Below are 15,401 nucleotides of genomic sequence, written 5' to 3'. Positions count from 1 at the left end.
ACGTGTCAATCGTCGTAGGCTTCAAAGCCGCTTACCGTCGCGGCGTCCGCCGTCAGCGTCAGGCGGTTGTTGTCGAAGGTGAACTGGTCGAGCGGCACGACTGCATCGGGACGGTTGCCGTATGGGCTGTCGTCGGAGAAATCCACGACAATGGCCGATGGGGTGCCCGGCGCGGTGCCCACGACTTCCTCGACTTCGCCGATCTTCGTGCCGTTGGTGCCAATCACATCCAACTCCTCGACGGCATCGACCGTTGAGCCCCACGGCTGAAGCGCGACATCGTCATCGATTTCGACCCAGGTCGTCTGCGCGAGCGCCGGGGTTGTGATGGCTGCCGCAAGGAAGGCCGAAGCGAGCAGTCGGGAAAAAGTCATCAGGTGCAACTCCTGTTGTTGAGTGGACGTTGGCGAAATGGTTGCGGAGCCGAGAGGTTTCAATCTGTGGCCACTTTGCCCATCGGAGAGTTGGCCCGGCGATGACAGCGCCCGATCCCTACATCATCGTGCTGACGGCGGCTGGCTTCCTGATCGCTTTCGTGGCGTGGCTGCCGCTTGTGCTCACCCGTCTGCCGCTCTCGGTGCCTATCATTTTCATCGCCATAGGCTGGGCGCTCTTCGCGCTACCCTTCACCGCCACGCCGCCGCTGCCGCTGGATTTCCCGGAGGTTACCGAGCGCGTCACGGAATTCGTGGTGATCATCGCGTTGATGGGAGCGGGCCTGAAAATCGACCGCATCTTCAACGTCAAGCACTGGAGCGTGACGTTCCTCCTGCTCGGCGTCACGATGCCGATCAGCATTCTGATGATGATGCTGTTCGGCCAATCGTGGCTCGGTTTGCCATTGTCGACTGCGCTGCTTCTTGCAAGCGCACTGGCGCCCACCGACCCGGTTCTGGCATCCGACGTGCAGGTCGGACCGCCGCGCACCGGGGAGGAGGACGAGGTTCGCTTCAGCCTTACCTCGGAAGCCGGGCTCAATGACGGCTTCGCGTTTCCATTCGTTCACTTGGCGATCATCCTTTCCACCGTGGCGAACGAGCCCGGCCGCGCCTGGGTCGCGGAATGGTTCACTTATCGGGTGCTCTGGGAAGTCGGTTTCGGTGTGCTGGCGGGCTGGGCCATCGGCCGTGCCTTCGGCTGGGTGACGTTCCATATGCCAATCAGCAGCCGGCTGGAGCGCACAGGCGACGGCTTCATCGCGCTGGCGGCAACCTTCGTCTCATATGGCGTCACCGAAATCCTGCACTGCTACGGCTTTCTCGCCGTGTTCATCACAGCGCTGACATTCCGCCATTCGCATCGCGAACACGGGTTTCACGACGAAATGCATGCCTTCATCGAACAGGTCGAACGAGTGACCATGATGGCCTTGCTCTTGATCTTCGGTGGCGCGCTCGCGGGCGGCATCCTGAGCGGGATCGGCTGGTACGAATGGGTCTTCGCTGGCGTGCTCGTGCTGGTGATCCGGCCGCTTGCCGGCATCATCGGGCTTGCACGCTCTAGTCTTGCCATGCGTGACAAGTGGCTGATCTCATTTTTCGGAATTCGCGGCGTCGGCACGTTCTACTACCTCGCCTATGGCTTGAACCACGGCAAGTTCGTGGATGGCGGACGGCTCTGGACGATCGTGTCCGTGATCGTGCTGTTCTCGATCCTTCTTCACGGCGTTACCGTCACGCCGCTGATGCGCGCCTTCGACCGCTGGCGTGGTGTGGACCCGGACAAGGCCGATCTTCCGCCGCCGGGATTGAAAGGCAAACAGGATGCCGCCTGATGCCTGAAGCAAATCGGCCCCGGATTTTCATCCGGGGCCGATCCGATTTGCTTAGGCCGCCATCGCCTTCTGAAGGTTCTCATCAATCTTGTCGAGGAAGCCCGTGGTCGAGAGCCAAGGCTGATCGGGACCGATCAGCAGCGATAGGTCTTTGGTCATGTGGCCCGATTCCACGGTCTCGATGCAGACGCGCTCGAGCGTTTCGGCGAAGCGCTTCAGTTCCGCATTGTCGTCGAGCTTGGCGCGATGCAGCAGGCCGCGTGTCCAGGCGAAGATCGAGGCGATAGAGTTGGTCGAGGTTTCCTCGCCCTTCTGATGCTGGCGATAGTGACGCGTCACCGTGCCGTGCGCGGCTTCGGCCTCAACCGTCTTGCCATCCGGCGTCATCAGCACGGAGGTCATCAGGCCGAGCGAGCCGAAGCCCTGCGCGACGATATCGGACTGCACGTCGCCATCATAATTCTTGCAGGCCCAGACATAGCCGCCCGACCACTTCAGCGCCGAGGCCACCATGTCATCGATCAGGCGGTGCTCGTACCAGATCTTCTTTTCCTTGAACGCGTCGGCGAACTCGGCGTCGAAAATCTCCTGGAAGAGCTGCATGAAGCGGCCATCATACTGCTTCAGGATCGTGTTCTTGGTGGAGAGATAGACGGGGTAACCGCGCTGCAGACCGTAGTTGAACGAGGCGCGGGCGAACTCGCGGATCGAGTCGTCGAGATTGTACATGGCGAGCGCCACACCCGAGCTCGGCGCGTCGAAAACCTCATGTTCGATAGTCTGGCCGTCTTCGCCGACGAACTTGATCGTAAGCTTGCCCTTGCCGGGGAATTTGAAATCGGTCGCGCGATACTGGTCGCCATAGGCGTGACGGCCGACAATGATCGGCTGCGTCCAGCCGGGTACGAGGCGCGGCACATTCTGCATGATGATCGGCTCGCGGAAGATCACGCCGCCCAGAATGTTGCGGATCGTGCCGTTGGGCGACCGCCACATCTTCTTGAGGTTGAATTCCTTCACGCGGCCTTCGTCAGGCGTGATGGTGGCGCATTTGACGCCCACGCCATGCTTCTTGATGGCGTTGGCCGCATCGACCGTCACCTGATCCTCGGTGGCGTCGCGGTTTTCGACGGAGAGGTCGTAATATTCGAGCGGGATGTCGAGATAGGGGTGGATCAACTTGTCCTTGATGAACTGCCAGATGATCCGGGTCATTTCATCGCCGTCGAGTTCGACGACCGGATTGTCCACCTTGATCTTCGCCATCAATCTACCTTCGCGCGTTCGGCACTGGGCCATATGGAAATAGGAGCGCGGCCCCTATAACACCCGCATCGTGACAGGCAAAGCCGCGTGGGCGGTTCAGCGAGCTGGAATGAGCGAAGAAAAGAAGACCGCAGGACCGGTGATCGTGCTGGTCGAGCCGCAGCTCGGCGAGAACATCGGCATGGTAGCGCGCGCCATGGCGAATTTCGGCCTGGATGAGTTGCGCCTCGTCAATCCACGCGATGGCTGGCCGAACGAAAAGGCGGTGGCCGCTGCGAGCCGTGCCGACCATGTGATCGCTGCGACCAAAGTGTTCCCGGACCTGCCGTCCGCGCTCGCCGATCTTACCCATGTGCTCGCTACGACCGCACGGCAGCGCGACAACTTCAAGCCCGTGCTGGCACCGGTGGAAGCTGCGGGCATTTTGCGGGCGCGCGAGCGGGCAGGGCAGCGCACTGGCATCATGTTCGGTCGCGAGCGGTTCGGGCTTTACAACGAAGAGGTCGGGCTGGCGGATGCCATCGTCACTTTCCCGGTCAATCCAGACTATGCCTCGCTCAACATCGCGCAGGCTGTGCTTTTGATGGCCTATGAATGGATGAAGTCGGGTCTCGCGAAGGAGACCGACACGGCATTCTCGAGCCCGGAAATGATTCCAGCCGAGAAGCACCAGCTTCAGGGTCTGCTCGACCATCTCGAAAGCGCGCTGGATACGCGCGGCTATTTCCGACCCGCCCCGAAGAAGCCCAAGATGGTCGACAACCTGCGCGCCGTGCTGACCCGTCCGAGTTTCACCGAAGCGGAGATCAAGGTCTTGCGCGGCATCGTCGCATCGCTCGACTACTTTTCGCCCAAGGAGCCGCGTGGGCAGGGATACCCTGAACGAAAGGCCGAGGCCGATCGCGCGGCAGGCACGGGTCGCGGCCAGGAGAGCGATGAGAATGCGTGATGCGCCGGTTCTGATGTTCGATTCCGGCGTGGGTGGGCTGACGGTCTTGCGCGAAGCCCGCGTGCTGATGCCGGGACGGCGTTTCGTGTATGTGGCGGATGACAAGGCGTTTCCCTATGGCAATTGGGAGGAGCCGGCGTTGAAATCGCATATCCTCGATCTGTTCGCGACGCTTCTCGAGACCTATCGGCCCGCCGTGTCTGTGATCGCTTGCAACACGGCATCGACGCTGGTGATCGACGCCTTGCGCGAGCGGTTCCCGGGTCATCCCTTCGTCGGCACGGTGCCGGCCATCAAGCCGGCGGCAGAGCGCACGGCGTCGGGGCTCGTTTCAGTGCTCGCCACGCCAGGTACCGTGAAGCGGCAATATACGCGCGACCTGATCAGCAAATGGGCCTCGAAGTGCCATGTGCGGCTGGTTGGCAGCGTCGCGCTCGCGGGGCTTGCCGAAACCTATATGCGCGACGGCTTCGTGGACGAGGCGGCGGTGCGCGCCGAGATCGAGCCGTGCTTCATCGAGCAGGGTGAGAGACGGACGGATATCGTCGTGCTTGCCTGCACGCATTATCCGTTTCTAGCGAACCGCATGCGGAAGACCGCGCCGTGGCCGGTGGATTGGCTGGACCCGGCCGAAGCGATCGCGCGGCGGGCAGTTTCGCTGCTGCCAGAGCTGGCGGAAGGCGAGGGCGTGTCCGGAGTGGATCAGGCCGTGTTCACTTCGGGCAAGATCAACTACGTGACGCGACGGATGATGCAGGGGTTCGGGCTGGCAGCATGATGACTTTGGCTGCCACTGCTTCAATTCGATACCGTTCCTTGACACCGCTTTATCAATCCACTATCCAGCCCGCCAACGCCGGGCCGCAAAGCCCGGTGTTTCATTTGACGTGTCCCGTGGACTACCCCTCCAAGCGTTGGCGGTGGTCCTGTCAGGCTCCGAAAAAGGGAGCCAGAGGAGGGCGCGTTTCCTTGAGGTTTCGCCGTCCGCGAAGCCTCTTCATCATTTGAGGAAATGCGATGAGCAAGCGCGAATCCGCGAAATACAAGATCGATCGCCGTCTCGGCGAAAACATCTGGGGCCGCCCGAAGTCCCCGGTCAACCGTCGTGAATACGGCCCCGGCCAGCACGGCCAGCGCCGCAAGGGCAAGATGTCCGACTTCGGCCTGCAGCTGCGCGCCAAGCAGAAGCTTAAGGGTCACTATGGCGACATCTCCGAAAAGCAGTTCCGCAAGACCTATGACGAGGCCAACCGCCGCAAGGGCGACACCTCGGAGAACCTGATCGGCCTGCTCGAGTCGCGTCTGGATGCGGTGGTGTACCGCGCCAAGTTCGTGCCGACCATCTTCGCCGCACGCCAGTTCATCAACCACGGCCATGTGAACGTGAACGGGCGCCGCACCAATATCGGCTCGTACCGCTGCAAGCCGGGCGACGTGATCGAGGTGCGCGAGAAGTCGAAGCAGCTCGTGATCGTGCTCGAAGCCGTTCAGCTCGCCGAGCGCGACGTTCCGGACTATATCGAAGCGGACCACAACAAGCTGACCGCCACCTATAACCGCGTTCCGGGTCTGGCCGACGTGCCGTTCGCGGTCCAGATGGAACCGAACCTCGTGGTCGAGTTCTACTCGCGCTGATCGGTTCAGCTCACTGAATTGGATAAGGCCGCGCCCCGTGCGCGGCCTTTTCTTTTGGTCTATGGAATAATCATGAACCAGCACGTGCCAGTTCCCGACGACGATGCGAGCGCCTGCCATCCGATGTTTCTGGAGGCGCCGCGTTCCGTCGAGTTCAACAAGCTGCGCAAGCGGCTTCATCGAAACCTGCGCCAAGCGCTGGATGACTATGCGATGGTCCGCCCCGGCGAACGCTGGCTGGTGGCGCTTTCGGGTGGCAAGGATTCTTACGGGCTCCTGGCGCTGTTGCTCGATCTCAAATGGCGCGGGCTGCTGCCTGTCGAGCTGATCGCCTGCAATCTCGATCAGGGCCAGCCGAACTTTCCGAAACACGTGCTGCCAGACTGGCTGACGCGCCATGGCATGCCGCATCGGATCGAGTATCGCGATACCTATTCGGTGGTGAAGGAGAAGGTACCGGAAGGCGCGACCTATTGCTCGCTCTGCTCACGCCTGCGCCGTGCCAACCTTTATCGCGTGGCGCGTGAGGAGGGGTGTCAGGCGCTGGTGCTCGGGCATCACCGCGAGGATATTCTCGAGACCTTCTTCATGAATCTCTTCCACGGTGGGCGGCTTGCCGCCATGCCACCGAAGCTCTTGAACGACGAAGGTGATTTAACGCTGCTTCGGCCTCTCAGCCTTTGCGCGGAAAGCGATCTCGCGCGCTTTGCCGAAGCGATGCGTTTTCCGATCATTCCGTGCGATCTCTGTGGCAGCCAGGACGGGCTTCAGCGCAACCTCACCAAGGCGATGCTTGACGATATCGAGAAGCGCATGCCGGGCCGCAAGGACACGATGCTGCGTGCACTTGCCAACGCGCGGCCATCGCATCTGCTCGACCGCGCGCTGTTCGATTTCGCCGGCCTCACGCCCAGCGCCTAGTGCCCGCCGGGCTCGACCGGGACCGCGCCCGAGGTCGTGCCGAAGAGTTTGCCGCGTTCGGCGATCAGAACCATCACGATGCCAAGCAGGCCTACGCCAGCATAGCCCATGGCGAGCGGCGTCGTCGTTCCATCGAAAGATTGGCCGACGAATGCACCGATGATGCCCCCGCCGATCGTCTGGATAAAGCCTTGGACGGAAGAAGCTGTGCCGGCGATATGACCGAGCGGCTCCATCGACAGAGAGTTGAAGTTCGAGCCGATCCAGCCGAATTGAAACATGGCCAGCGCGAAGAGGGCGAGGAAGATCGGCAGCGGCACGACCCCCTGAAGGGATAAAGCCAGCCAGATCAGGCTGACGAGCGTGAAGCCGATGATGGCGCCATGCGAAAGTCTGCGCATTCCGATCTTCACCACGAGGCGCGAGTTCAGGAACGAGGACAGCGCCATGAAGGCGGCAACCAGGGCGAAGACGACCGGAAACCATGTGCCGAGCTGATAGATGCCGACATAGACCTGCTGGGCCGAGTTGATGAAGCCGAACAGCGAGCCGAAGATGATGGTCGAGGCGAGCGTGTAGAAGATCGAGATGCGGTTGGTGAGAACCGTGCCGAAGGCACTCGCGATAGCCCTCACCGAGATCGGGCGGCGGCGCTCGGGTTCCAGCGTCTCAGGCAGGCGCAGAAATGCCCATAGTGTGATCAACGCCGCACCCATCGCCATGACGATAAAAATCCAGTGCCATTCGGCAAAGATCATCACCAGCTGACCGATCGAAGGTGCCACCACCGGAATGACCATGAATACCATGAAGACGAGCGACATGATCTCAGCCATCTGACGTCCGCCAAAGCGGTCGCGTACGGCGGAAACGGCAATCACGCGTGTCGAAGCTGCACCTACGCCCTGAATGAAGCGCAAGGCGAGAAGCGTTTCGAAATTAGGTGCGAAGCCTGCGCAGAAGGCTGCACCAACATAAATCACGAGACCGGTCAGCAACGGTTTGCGCCGTCCGAAGCGATCGGAAAGCGGACCGTAAAACAACAAAGCGATGCCAAGCCCGCCGAAATAGGCGCTGATCACATATTGCCGGTGATTTTCCTCCATGACACCGAGGCTCTCGCCCATCTGTTGAAGGCCGGGAAGCATGATGTCGATGGCGAGGGCGTTGAGCGCCATGAGGGCTGCTGCCAGTGCGATGAACTCCCAGCGGGGAATACCCAAAGGGCGTTCCGTCGACAGCGGGGTAACCTGCTGATCCATGGGCATGCTCCGGCAATGATGAGGCGGGGACGACAAAAGAAAAAGCGCCGGGAAAGGCCGGCGCTTCGTCCGCGGGCGGGAAACTAGTCCTCGCACCCGCCAAGATCAACCCAGTAAAGAAGGGTCAGGCAGCCTTCGCCGCAATGCCCTTGTCTTCAAAGAAGGACTGCAATTCGCCTGCTTGGAACATCTCGCGGATGATGTCGCAGCCGCCGACGAACTCACCCTTCACGTAAAGCTGCGGGATGGTGGGCCAGGACGAATAGTCCTTGATGCCTTGACGCAGTTCGGCCGAAGTCAGAACGTTCACGCCCTTATAGTCCACGCCGAGATAGTCGAGGATCTGCACGACCTGCCCGGAAAAGCCGCATTGCGGGAAGCCGGGCGTACCCTTCATGAAAAGCACGACGTCCTGGCTCTTCACTTCGCTGTCGATGTAGTCGTTGATGGCGGTCATGGTGCAATCCTCTCGAAGGCCTTGCCGGAAAACGGTTTCGTCTTTCAACTAGCCCTTGGAACAGGTCGTTACAAGGTTGGTCTTTCCGCGCTCAGTCCTTGTCGCGGCGAGATGATGCTGTGCTGCGCTTGCGCCGCACTTGCCGTTTGCTCGGCTTCGCGGCCTTGACCACCTCGCGCAGGACGGTTTCCGACAAGCCGGTCGAACGCGTGCGGCTGCGCGAACGGGTCGTACGGCGAAGCACTTCGCTCAGCGCCCCGTTGAGCACGTAACGGAAGAGGGTGGAGACGATCGACATGGTCTCTATTCCGGCACGCTGGTTTGGAGGGCGAGCGCATGAAGCACACCGCCCATGTTACCCTGCAAGGCCTGATAGACCATCTGGTGTTGCTGGACCCGGCTCTTGCCGCGAAAGCTCTCCGCCACGACTTCCGCTGCGTAGTGGTCACCGTCGCCGGCAAGGTCACGGATCGTGACCTTGGCATCGGGGATACCTTGCCGGATCATGGCTTCGATGTCGCGTGCGTCCATGGGCATGGCGGTTCTCCTATGAGACGATTTGAAACGGTTCTCGTGCCGGTCCAGCGGTTTTTTGCTGGCCCTCCGCCGATGAATTCCACTTGGTCTCTTACCCCTTCATATAGGAAGGGAACCAGGATTCGTGAGCCGCAGTCAAATCCTTCACGGAAACCGAAGCGCTTTCTCCCAGCACGAGCACGTCACCGCCGGTTTCACCGATCTTTTCGGCAAGGATGCCGGCAGCCTTGGCTTCACCGAGGATGCGATCGGCGTCGGTGCTAACGACCGTCAAGAGATAGCGGCCTTGATCCTCACCGAAAAGGTAGGGGATGGGATCGACGCCATCCGGCAGCGTTGCCTTTGCGCCGATGCCGGATGCCATCGCCATTTCCGCCAGCGCAAGCGCGAAGCCGCCGTCGGAGATATCGTGCACGGCGGTGGCAACACCCTCGCGGATGAGCGTGCGCATGAAATCACCGACGCGCTTTTCATGCGCGAGATCGACAGGTGGCGGCGCGCCGTCCGCGCGACCATGGATGTCGCGCAGATAGATCGACTGGCCGAGATGCTTGGCACCGCCTTCCGGCGCGCCGAAATGCAGGATCGTCTGGCCTTCGGCCGCGAAGGCGATGCGCGCCATTTTCGACCAGTCGGGGATCAACCCGACACCGCCGATGGTGGGCGTCGGCAGGATGCCGCGCCCGTTGGTTTCGTTGTAGAGCGACACATTGCCCGAGACGATCGGAAAGCCCAACTCGCGGCACGCCTCGCCGATACCTTGGATTGCGGCGGCGAACTGCCCCATGATCTCGGGACGTTCGGGGTTGCCGAAATTCAGATTGTCGGTCGCGGCAAGTGGCTCGGCACCGGTCGCGGTGAGGTTGCGCCAGCATTCGGCCACCGCCTGCTTGCCGCCTTCGAACGGATCGGCCTCGCAATAACGAGGGGTGACATCGGAGGAGAAAGCCAGCGCCTTGGTCGGGTGCCCCTCCACGCGCACTACGCCGGCGTCGCCGCCGGGACGCTGGAGTGAGTTGCCGCCGATCATCGTGTCGTACTGCTCGTAAACCCAGCGGCGCGAAGCCTGATCCGGAGAGGCAAGAAGCTTTAGAATGCTTTCGGCGATATCCGCCTGCGGCACGTCGTCGGCAGCGAGCGGCACCGGCTTCTTCGGCTCGATGCGGGGGCGGTCATACTCTGGCGCCTCGTCGCCCAGTTCCTTGATCGGGAGATTGGCGACCTCGACACCCTGATGGATGATACGAAAGCGCAAGTCGTCGGTGGTCTTGCCGACAATGGCGAAATCCAGACCCCATTTGCGGAAGATGGCTTGCGCCTCCTCTTCCTTCTCGGGACGGAGCACCATCAGCATGCGCTCCTGGCTTTCCGAAAGCATCATCTCATAGGCCGACATCGCGTCTTCGCGTACCGGCACGCGGTCGAGATCGAGTTCGATGCCAAGATTACCCTTGGCGCCCATCTCGACGGCCGAGCAGGTGAGGCCGGCGGCACCCATGTCCTGAATGGCGATGACGGCGCCCGAGGCCATCAGTTCGAGGCAGGCTTCGAGCAGGCATTTTTCGGTGAAGGGGTCGCCCACCTGAACCGTCGGGCGCTTCTCGTCGATCTTGTCATCGAATTCGGCGGAAGCCATGGTGGCACCGCCAACGCCATCGCGCCCGGTCTTCGCGCCGAGATAGACGACAGGCAGGCCGACGCCCTTGGCTTCGGACAGGAAGATCGCATCGGTCTTGGCGAGGCCGGCGGCGAAGGCGTTGACGAGGCAGTTGCCGTTATAACGCGCGTCGAAATTCACTTCGCCGCCGACCGTCGGCACGCCGAAAGCGTTGCCGTAGCCGCCCACGCCTGCGACGACGCCTGCCACGAGATGGCGCGTCTTGGGATGATCGGGCTCGCCGAAGCGGAGCGAGTTCATTGCCGCGATCGGTCGCGCGCCCATGGTGAACACATCGCGCAGGATACCACCCACGCCGGTAGCCGCGCCTTGATAGGGCTCGATGTAAGAGGGGTGGTTGTGGCTCTCCATCTTGAAGACCACGCAGTCACCATCACCGATATCGACCACGCCGGCATTCTCGCCTGGCCCCTGGATGACGCGCTCGCCCTTGGTCGGCAGCGTCCGCAGCCAGCGCTTGGACGACTTGTAGGAGCAGTGCTCGTTCCACATGGCCGAGAAAATGCCGAGTTCGGTGAAGCTCGGCTCGCGACCGGTGATGCGCAGGATGCGCTCGTACTCGTCGGGCTTGAGGCCGTGCGAGGCGACCAGTTCGGGCGTGATGGGGAAATCGTTGCGGATCATGCGCACCAGGGAAATCTGCGAAAGGATCGGCTTTCCCTTAGCGCAGCACGTTCAGGGAATGAACCGGAAATCGCGGGCAAGCCAGCTTGCCCGCGGCATGGAATCAAGCGCTCGCGCCGCAACTCGTGGGGCCAGATGCCCAGCGCGAGATATCGGATGACACGCGCTTGCCGAGCGGCTCATCGAGCAGCGGGCCGAACACGTCGAGCCGGCTCGAATTGCCTTTGGCCTGTACGACCAGCAACGGGCGTCCGCCGAAGTTCCTGGCCGGCACCAGGAGGAAGCGCGGCTGGCCGGAATGCGAGTCGAGCTCGTTGGCGAAGCTGTAGGCGCGGAAATCCTTGTCCTTGGAGGAGAACCAGCAGCGATAGGCGGCGGTCGAAACCTGCTCCATGATGCGCAGCGATGCGCTCTTGCCGCTGTTTACGGAAACCGAAGGTGTCGGCTTCGAAGACTGGCAAGCTGTGGAAAGGCTGGCGGCGCCAAGAACGGCGAGCGCCACAACGAACGATGCGGGCTTCACGCGGCGACCCGCAATGCGCTTTCGAAAATGCCGCGCCCGTCCGAGCCCCCATGGGCGGCCTCGATCAGGTTTTCGGGGTGGGGCATCAGGCCCAGCACATTGCCGTCTTCGTTGAGAATGCCGGCAATATCGTTGAGCGAGCCATTGGGGTTCGTGTCTTCTGCATAGCGAAACGCCACGCGGCCTTCGCCCTCGAGGCGAGCGAGCGTGTCCGGGTCTGCAAAGAAGTTGCCGTCGTGATGAGCCACAGGGCAGCGGATCACCTCATTCGGCGCATAGGCGCGGGTGAAGGCGGTGTTGGCATTCGCCACCTGCAATTTCACCTCGCGGCAGACGAATTGCAGCGACGAATTTCGCATCAGCGCGCCCGGCAAAAGGCCCGCCTCCAGCAGGATCTGGAAGCCGTTGCAGACGCCCATCACCATTACGCCGCGCTTGGCGGCATCCGCCACCGCACGCATCACAGGCATACGCGCGGCGATCGCGCCGCAGCGCAGGTAATCGCCGAAGGAGAACCCGCCGGGGATGACGATCAAGTCGACATCAGGCAGTTCCGTTTCGGTTTGCCATACGGTCTTGGGCGCTTGGCCCGAGACCTTTGTGAGAGCCGCGATCATGTCGCGGTCGCGATTGAGGCCGGGGAGGAGAACAACGGCTGATTTCATGGCTCTGTTCGCAATTGGCCTGATGGGCGAAAGCCCTCAGGCGAAGTCCACCGAGTAATTTTCGATCACCGTATTGGCGAGAAGCTTTTCGCACATGGCTTTCAGGTCTGCTTCGGCCTTGGCCTGGTCGGTGCCGTTGAGTTCGACGTCGAAGACCTTGCCCTGACGGACAGAGCCCACGCCGGCGAAGCCGAGGGTACCGAGGGCACCTTCGATGGCCTTGCCCTGCGGATCGAGAACGCCGTTCTTCAGCGTGACGGTAACGCGCGCTTTCATGCTGCTACTCCGGAAAATTCAGTGCGGCTTGCCGCGGCTGGTGTCTCGACCGGCGACGAGCACCGGGCCGGTGGGGCGCGGGGGCTCGTTCTCGTTCATGATGCCGAGACGGCGCGCGACTTCCTGATAGGCCTCGACCAGACCGCCCATGTCGCGGCGGAAGCGGTCCTTGTCCATCTTGTCCTGTGTGTTCACGTCCCACAGGCGGCAGCTATCGGGCGAGATCTCGTCGGCGACCACGATGCGCATCATTTCGCCTTCCCAGAGGCGGCCACACTCGATCTTGAAGTCCACGAGTTGAATGCCGACGCCGAGGAAAAGGCCGGACAGGAAGTCGTTGACGCGGATGGCGAGCGCCATGATGTCGTCGATCTCCTGAGGGCTCGCCCAGCCGAAGGCCGTGATGTGCTCTTCGGACACCATCGGATCGTCGAGCGCGTCGGCCTTGTAATAGAATTCGATGATCGAGCGCGGCAGCACTGTGCCTTCCTCGAGCCCGAGGCGCTTGGCGAGCGAACCGGCGGCCACGTTGCGCACCACCACTTCGAGCGGCACGATCTCGACTTCCTTGATCAGCTGCTCGCGCATGTTCAAGCGGCGGATGAAGTGGGTCGGGATGCCCATGCGGTTGAGATGGGTGAAGATGTGCTCGGAGATGCGGTTGTTGAGCACGCCCTTTCCGTCCACCACTTCGTGTTTCTTGTTGTTGAAGGCGGTGGCGTCGTCCTTGAAGAACTGCACGAGCGTGCCGGGCTCGGGGCCCTCATAGAGTATCTTGGCCTTGCCTTCATAAATGCGGCGGCGAGTCTTCATCGAGCTATCTCTGGTTCGGATCGCGTCGAGCGCGGGTTGGGATGCCGGGGCGATCCATGGGAATTCGAAAAGCGTTCGCTGGGCTTCGCGTTGGGAGCACGCGTTCCACCCATAAGATCGTGTCTAACGCAATCACATTCCAGCCTCAATGCGCATTTCCGCTGGGACTGCTTTGTCCAAAGCCTGCAACGGCTTGACCGGCTTGACCGTTGTTGGTCTGTAACCCACCAGGAAACGTGAAAAGGAGATTGGTGCCTGTGTCCAATATGAGAGACCGCCAGGAAGGCTTCGAGCGCAAGTTCGCGCTGGACGAGGAAACCCGCTTCAAGGCGATCGCGCGGCGCAACAAGCTGCTGGGCCTCTGGGCCGCAGAAAAGCTCGGCAAGTCCGACGAGGAAGCCGAGGCCTATGCCAAGGACGTCGTGCGCGCCGACTTCGAGGAAGCCGGCGACGAGGATGTGTTCCGCAAAGTCTATGGCGACCTCCAGCTCGGCGGCGCCAAGGAAACCGAGACCGACGTGCGCAAGGCGATGGAAGAGCTTCTGCTGGTCGCAGCCGAGCAAGTTAGAAGCTGACCTGAGCGAAACGGGGAGGGCTGGCCATGCCGACACTGGCGACGCGCCTGCGTGGCGACGAGGTGGTGATCACCGGCTGGTCGGGCATCCCCGATGCGCTCACCGTGGAGGTGATGGCGGCGCAAGCCTACGACGCCATCACACTCGACATGCAGCATGGCGGGCATCACGAAGACAGTGTCGTCCGCTCGATCCCAGCGATCCGCCAAGCTGAGCGTCATGCGGTTGTCCGTGTGCCGGTGGGGCGCTGGGACATGGCGAGCCGGGCGCTCGACTTCGGCGCCGAGGCGGTGATTGCGCCAATGGTGAACTCTGTGGCCGATGCCCAAAGCTTTGCTGCCGCGACGAATTATCCGCCGCTGGGCCAGCGCTCATGGGGGCCGACCTTCGCATTGCCGCGCCTGCGTATGACGGCCGCGAGCTACCTGCCTGAAGCCAATGCGGAGACAGTCTCGTTCGCAATGATCGAGACACGGGCGGCGCTCGAGAGTCTGGACGGCATACTGGCGACGCCCGGCATCGATGCCGTCTTCGTCGGGCCGTCGGATTTCTCCATTGCCTGGACGGATGGTGCCAAGCTCGACCCGACGCTCGAAGACATGATGGCAGCGGTCGGTGACGTCGCGGCCCGTGCCCGCGCGGCGGGCAAGTTTGCTGGCATTTATATCATGGAGCCATCGATGATGGGCCGTTTCGTGCAGATGGGCTTCCGCTTTTTCGCGCTCGGCAACGAGCAGAACCTGATGAAGCTCGGTGCCGAAGCACTTTTGAAGGCAGCGAAAAGTTCGATCTAGGCCTGCAATCGTGAAATAAACTGCGCGAAAGTCATCGAGCCCTCGGGCCATGGGCCGTAGCCGGCCTCGGAATTGATGTGACCGGCTTCGCCTGCATCGATGAAGAGTGACCCCCAGGCGCCGGCAATGTCTTCCATTGCCTCGAATGAGGAGAACGGGTCGTTGCGGCTCGCGACTACGATGGATGGAAACGGCAGCGGATCGCGCGGATAGGGGCCGAAGGTCATCAGGTGCTTGGGGCGGATTTCCGGGTTCGCGACATCGGGCGGAGCCACCAAGAATGCGCCGATGACCGGCTTCTCGAACTTCGGCACGGCCTGCACCACGGTCGCCACACCCAGCGAATGGGCCACGAGCACGACCGGCTTTTCGGCCTCGTTCACGGCTTTGGCGAGAACATCCACCCAATCCTCGCGCACGGGCTTCGACCATTCGGCCTGCTCTACGCGCCGCGCGGTCGAGAGCTTGGCTTCCCAGCGGGTCTGCCAGTGGTCGGGGCCGGAATTGGTGTAGCCCGGGACGATCAGGATATCGGTGTCTTTGACTTTCATGGCGCCGATTTAGAGACGCACCGTCTTTGAGGCAATCCGGAGCGTGAACAGCGTGTTCGCTCGGCGTCGGCTTGTGCCGTGTCGGCGGAAGGACGATTTTC

Annotated in this window: 19 protein-coding genes; 7 read left to right on the top strand and 12 right to left on the bottom strand. The window is 61.9% G+C overall.

Going from position 1 to position 15,401, the window contains the following annotated elements:
- Nucleotides 1-5 precede the first annotated feature (5 nt).
- Nucleotides 6-374, bottom strand: a complete 369-nt coding sequence (locus NGM99_RS20350) for a PRC-barrel domain-containing protein (protein WP_252822372.1) — start codon at nt 372-374, stop codon at nt 6-8.
- A gap of 101 nt (nt 375-475) precedes the next feature.
- Here NGM99_RS20350 and NGM99_RS20345 point away from each other — a divergent pair, with 101 nt between their 5' ends.
- A complete protein-coding gene (locus tag NGM99_RS20345; RefSeq protein ID WP_252822371.1) occupies nt 476-1,774 on the top strand; it encodes a cation:proton antiporter in 1,299 nt (432 codons plus the stop codon).
- A gap of 51 nt (nt 1,775-1,825) precedes the next feature.
- On the opposite strand, the gene NGM99_RS20340 is transcribed toward NGM99_RS20345, so the two are convergent.
- The gene (locus tag NGM99_RS20340) at nt 1,826-3,040 is read right to left on the bottom strand and encodes an NADP-dependent isocitrate dehydrogenase (RefSeq protein ID WP_252822370.1); all 1,215 of its coding nucleotides are present in this window, start codon (nt 3,038-3,040) and stop codon (nt 1,826-1,828) included.
- 109 nt (nt 3,041-3,149) lie between these two features.
- Here NGM99_RS20340 and NGM99_RS20335 point away from each other — a divergent pair, with 109 nt between their 5' ends.
- From NGM99_RS20335 to ttcA, 4 genes are all read left to right on the top strand, one after another.
- A complete protein-coding gene (locus tag NGM99_RS20335) occupies nt 3,150-3,989 on the top strand; it encodes an RNA methyltransferase (RefSeq protein WP_252822368.1) in 840 nt (279 codons plus the stop codon).
- Nucleotides 3,982-4,767 carry a glutamate racemase gene (murI, locus tag NGM99_RS20330; protein ID WP_252822367.1) on the top strand — a complete coding sequence of 262 codons (786 nt, stop codon included), beginning with the start codon at nt 3,982-3,984 and terminating at the stop codon, nt 4,765-4,767. Before NGM99_RS20335 ends, murI begins: the two co-directional genes overlap by 8 nt.
- A 239-nt stretch (nt 4,768-5,006) precedes the next feature.
- Complete coding sequence (rpsD, locus tag NGM99_RS20325) at nt 5,007-5,624, top strand: 30S ribosomal protein S4 (RefSeq protein WP_252822365.1); 618 nt, start codon at nt 5,007-5,009, stop codon at nt 5,622-5,624.
- Nucleotides 5,625-5,747: 123 nt separating this feature from the next.
- Nucleotides 5,748-6,545 (top strand): tRNA 2-thiocytidine(32) synthetase TtcA, encoded by a 798-nt coding sequence (gene ttcA / locus NGM99_RS20320; RefSeq protein ID WP_435371468.1) that lies wholly within the window; start codon nt 5,748-5,750, stop codon nt 6,543-6,545.
- Here ttcA and NGM99_RS20315 read toward each other — a convergent pair.
- The 9 genes from NGM99_RS20315 to purC form a co-directional block, all read right to left on the bottom strand.
- Nucleotides 6,542-7,807, bottom strand: a complete 1,266-nt coding sequence (locus tag NGM99_RS20315; RefSeq protein WP_252822361.1) for a multidrug effflux MFS transporter — start codon at nt 7,805-7,807, stop codon at nt 6,542-6,544. The two genes, ttcA and NGM99_RS20315, sit on opposite strands and share 4 nt — an antisense overlap.
- 124 nt (nt 7,808-7,931) lie before the next feature.
- Nucleotides 7,932-8,264, bottom strand: coding sequence for a Grx4 family monothiol glutaredoxin (gene grxD / locus NGM99_RS20310; RefSeq protein ID WP_252822359.1), 333 nt, complete (start codon nt 8,262-8,264; stop codon nt 7,932-7,934).
- A gap of 91 nt (nt 8,265-8,355) precedes the next feature.
- A complete protein-coding gene (locus NGM99_RS20305) occupies nt 8,356-8,562 on the bottom strand; it encodes a hypothetical protein (RefSeq protein ID WP_252822357.1) in 207 nt (68 codons plus the stop codon).
- Between the two features lie 5 nt (nt 8,563-8,567).
- Entirely contained in the window at nt 8,568-8,801 is a 234-nt protein-coding gene (locus NGM99_RS20300) for a BolA/IbaG family iron-sulfur metabolism protein (RefSeq protein ID WP_252822356.1), read from the bottom strand.
- A 91-nt stretch (nt 8,802-8,892) separates the two neighbouring features.
- Nucleotides 8,893-11,103, bottom strand: coding sequence for a phosphoribosylformylglycinamidine synthase subunit PurL (purL, locus tag NGM99_RS20295; protein WP_252822428.1), 2,211 nt, complete (start codon nt 11,101-11,103; stop codon nt 8,893-8,895).
- Nucleotides 11,104-11,206: 103 nt separating this feature from the next.
- Complete coding sequence (locus tag NGM99_RS20290) at nt 11,207-11,626, bottom strand: hypothetical protein (RefSeq protein ID WP_252822354.1); 420 nt, start codon at nt 11,624-11,626, stop codon at nt 11,207-11,209.
- Nucleotides 11,623-12,291 (bottom strand): phosphoribosylformylglycinamidine synthase subunit PurQ, encoded by a 669-nt coding sequence (gene purQ / locus NGM99_RS20285; protein ID WP_252822352.1) that lies wholly within the window; start codon nt 12,289-12,291, stop codon nt 11,623-11,625. The genes NGM99_RS20290 and purQ overlap by 4 nt, the downstream gene beginning before the upstream one ends.
- A gap of 36 nt (nt 12,292-12,327) precedes the next feature.
- A complete protein-coding gene (purS, locus tag NGM99_RS20280; protein WP_252822350.1) occupies nt 12,328-12,567 on the bottom strand; it encodes a phosphoribosylformylglycinamidine synthase subunit PurS in 240 nt (79 codons plus the stop codon).
- 18 nt (nt 12,568-12,585) lie between these two features.
- Nucleotides 12,586-13,380: a phosphoribosylaminoimidazolesuccinocarboxamide synthase gene (gene purC, locus NGM99_RS20275; RefSeq protein WP_252822348.1), complete on the bottom strand. Its 795-nt coding sequence runs from the start codon at nt 13,378-13,380 to the stop codon at nt 12,586-12,588.
- 257 nt (nt 13,381-13,637) lie between these two features.
- Here purC and NGM99_RS20270 point away from each other — a divergent pair, with 257 nt between their 5' ends.
- Together NGM99_RS20270 and NGM99_RS20265 are read left to right on the top strand one after the other, a co-directional pair.
- On the top strand, nt 13,638-13,955 hold the full coding sequence (locus tag NGM99_RS20270) for a DUF1476 domain-containing protein (protein WP_252822346.1): 318 nt from the start codon (nt 13,638-13,640) through the stop codon (nt 13,953-13,955).
- A gap of 26 nt (nt 13,956-13,981) precedes the next feature.
- Nucleotides 13,982-14,749, top strand: coding sequence for an HpcH/HpaI aldolase family protein (locus NGM99_RS20265; protein ID WP_252822344.1), 768 nt, complete (start codon nt 13,982-13,984; stop codon nt 14,747-14,749).
- Here the strand turns inward: NGM99_RS20265 and NGM99_RS20260 are convergent.
- A complete protein-coding gene (locus NGM99_RS20260) occupies nt 14,746-15,300 on the bottom strand; it encodes an RBBP9/YdeN family alpha/beta hydrolase (RefSeq protein ID WP_252822342.1) in 555 nt (184 codons plus the stop codon). The genes NGM99_RS20265 and NGM99_RS20260 overlap by 4 nt on opposite strands.
- Between the last annotated feature and the right edge of the window lie 101 nt (nt 15,301-15,401).

Origin of the sequence: Mesorhizobium liriopis (assembly GCF_024053505.1) — a bacterium.
GTDB lineage: Bacteria > Pseudomonadota > Alphaproteobacteria > Rhizobiales > Rhizobiaceae > Mesorhizobium_B > Mesorhizobium_B liriopis.
The sequence above is the reverse complement of the archived record's forward strand: the minus strand, read 5'-3'. Positions and strand labels throughout refer to the sequence as shown.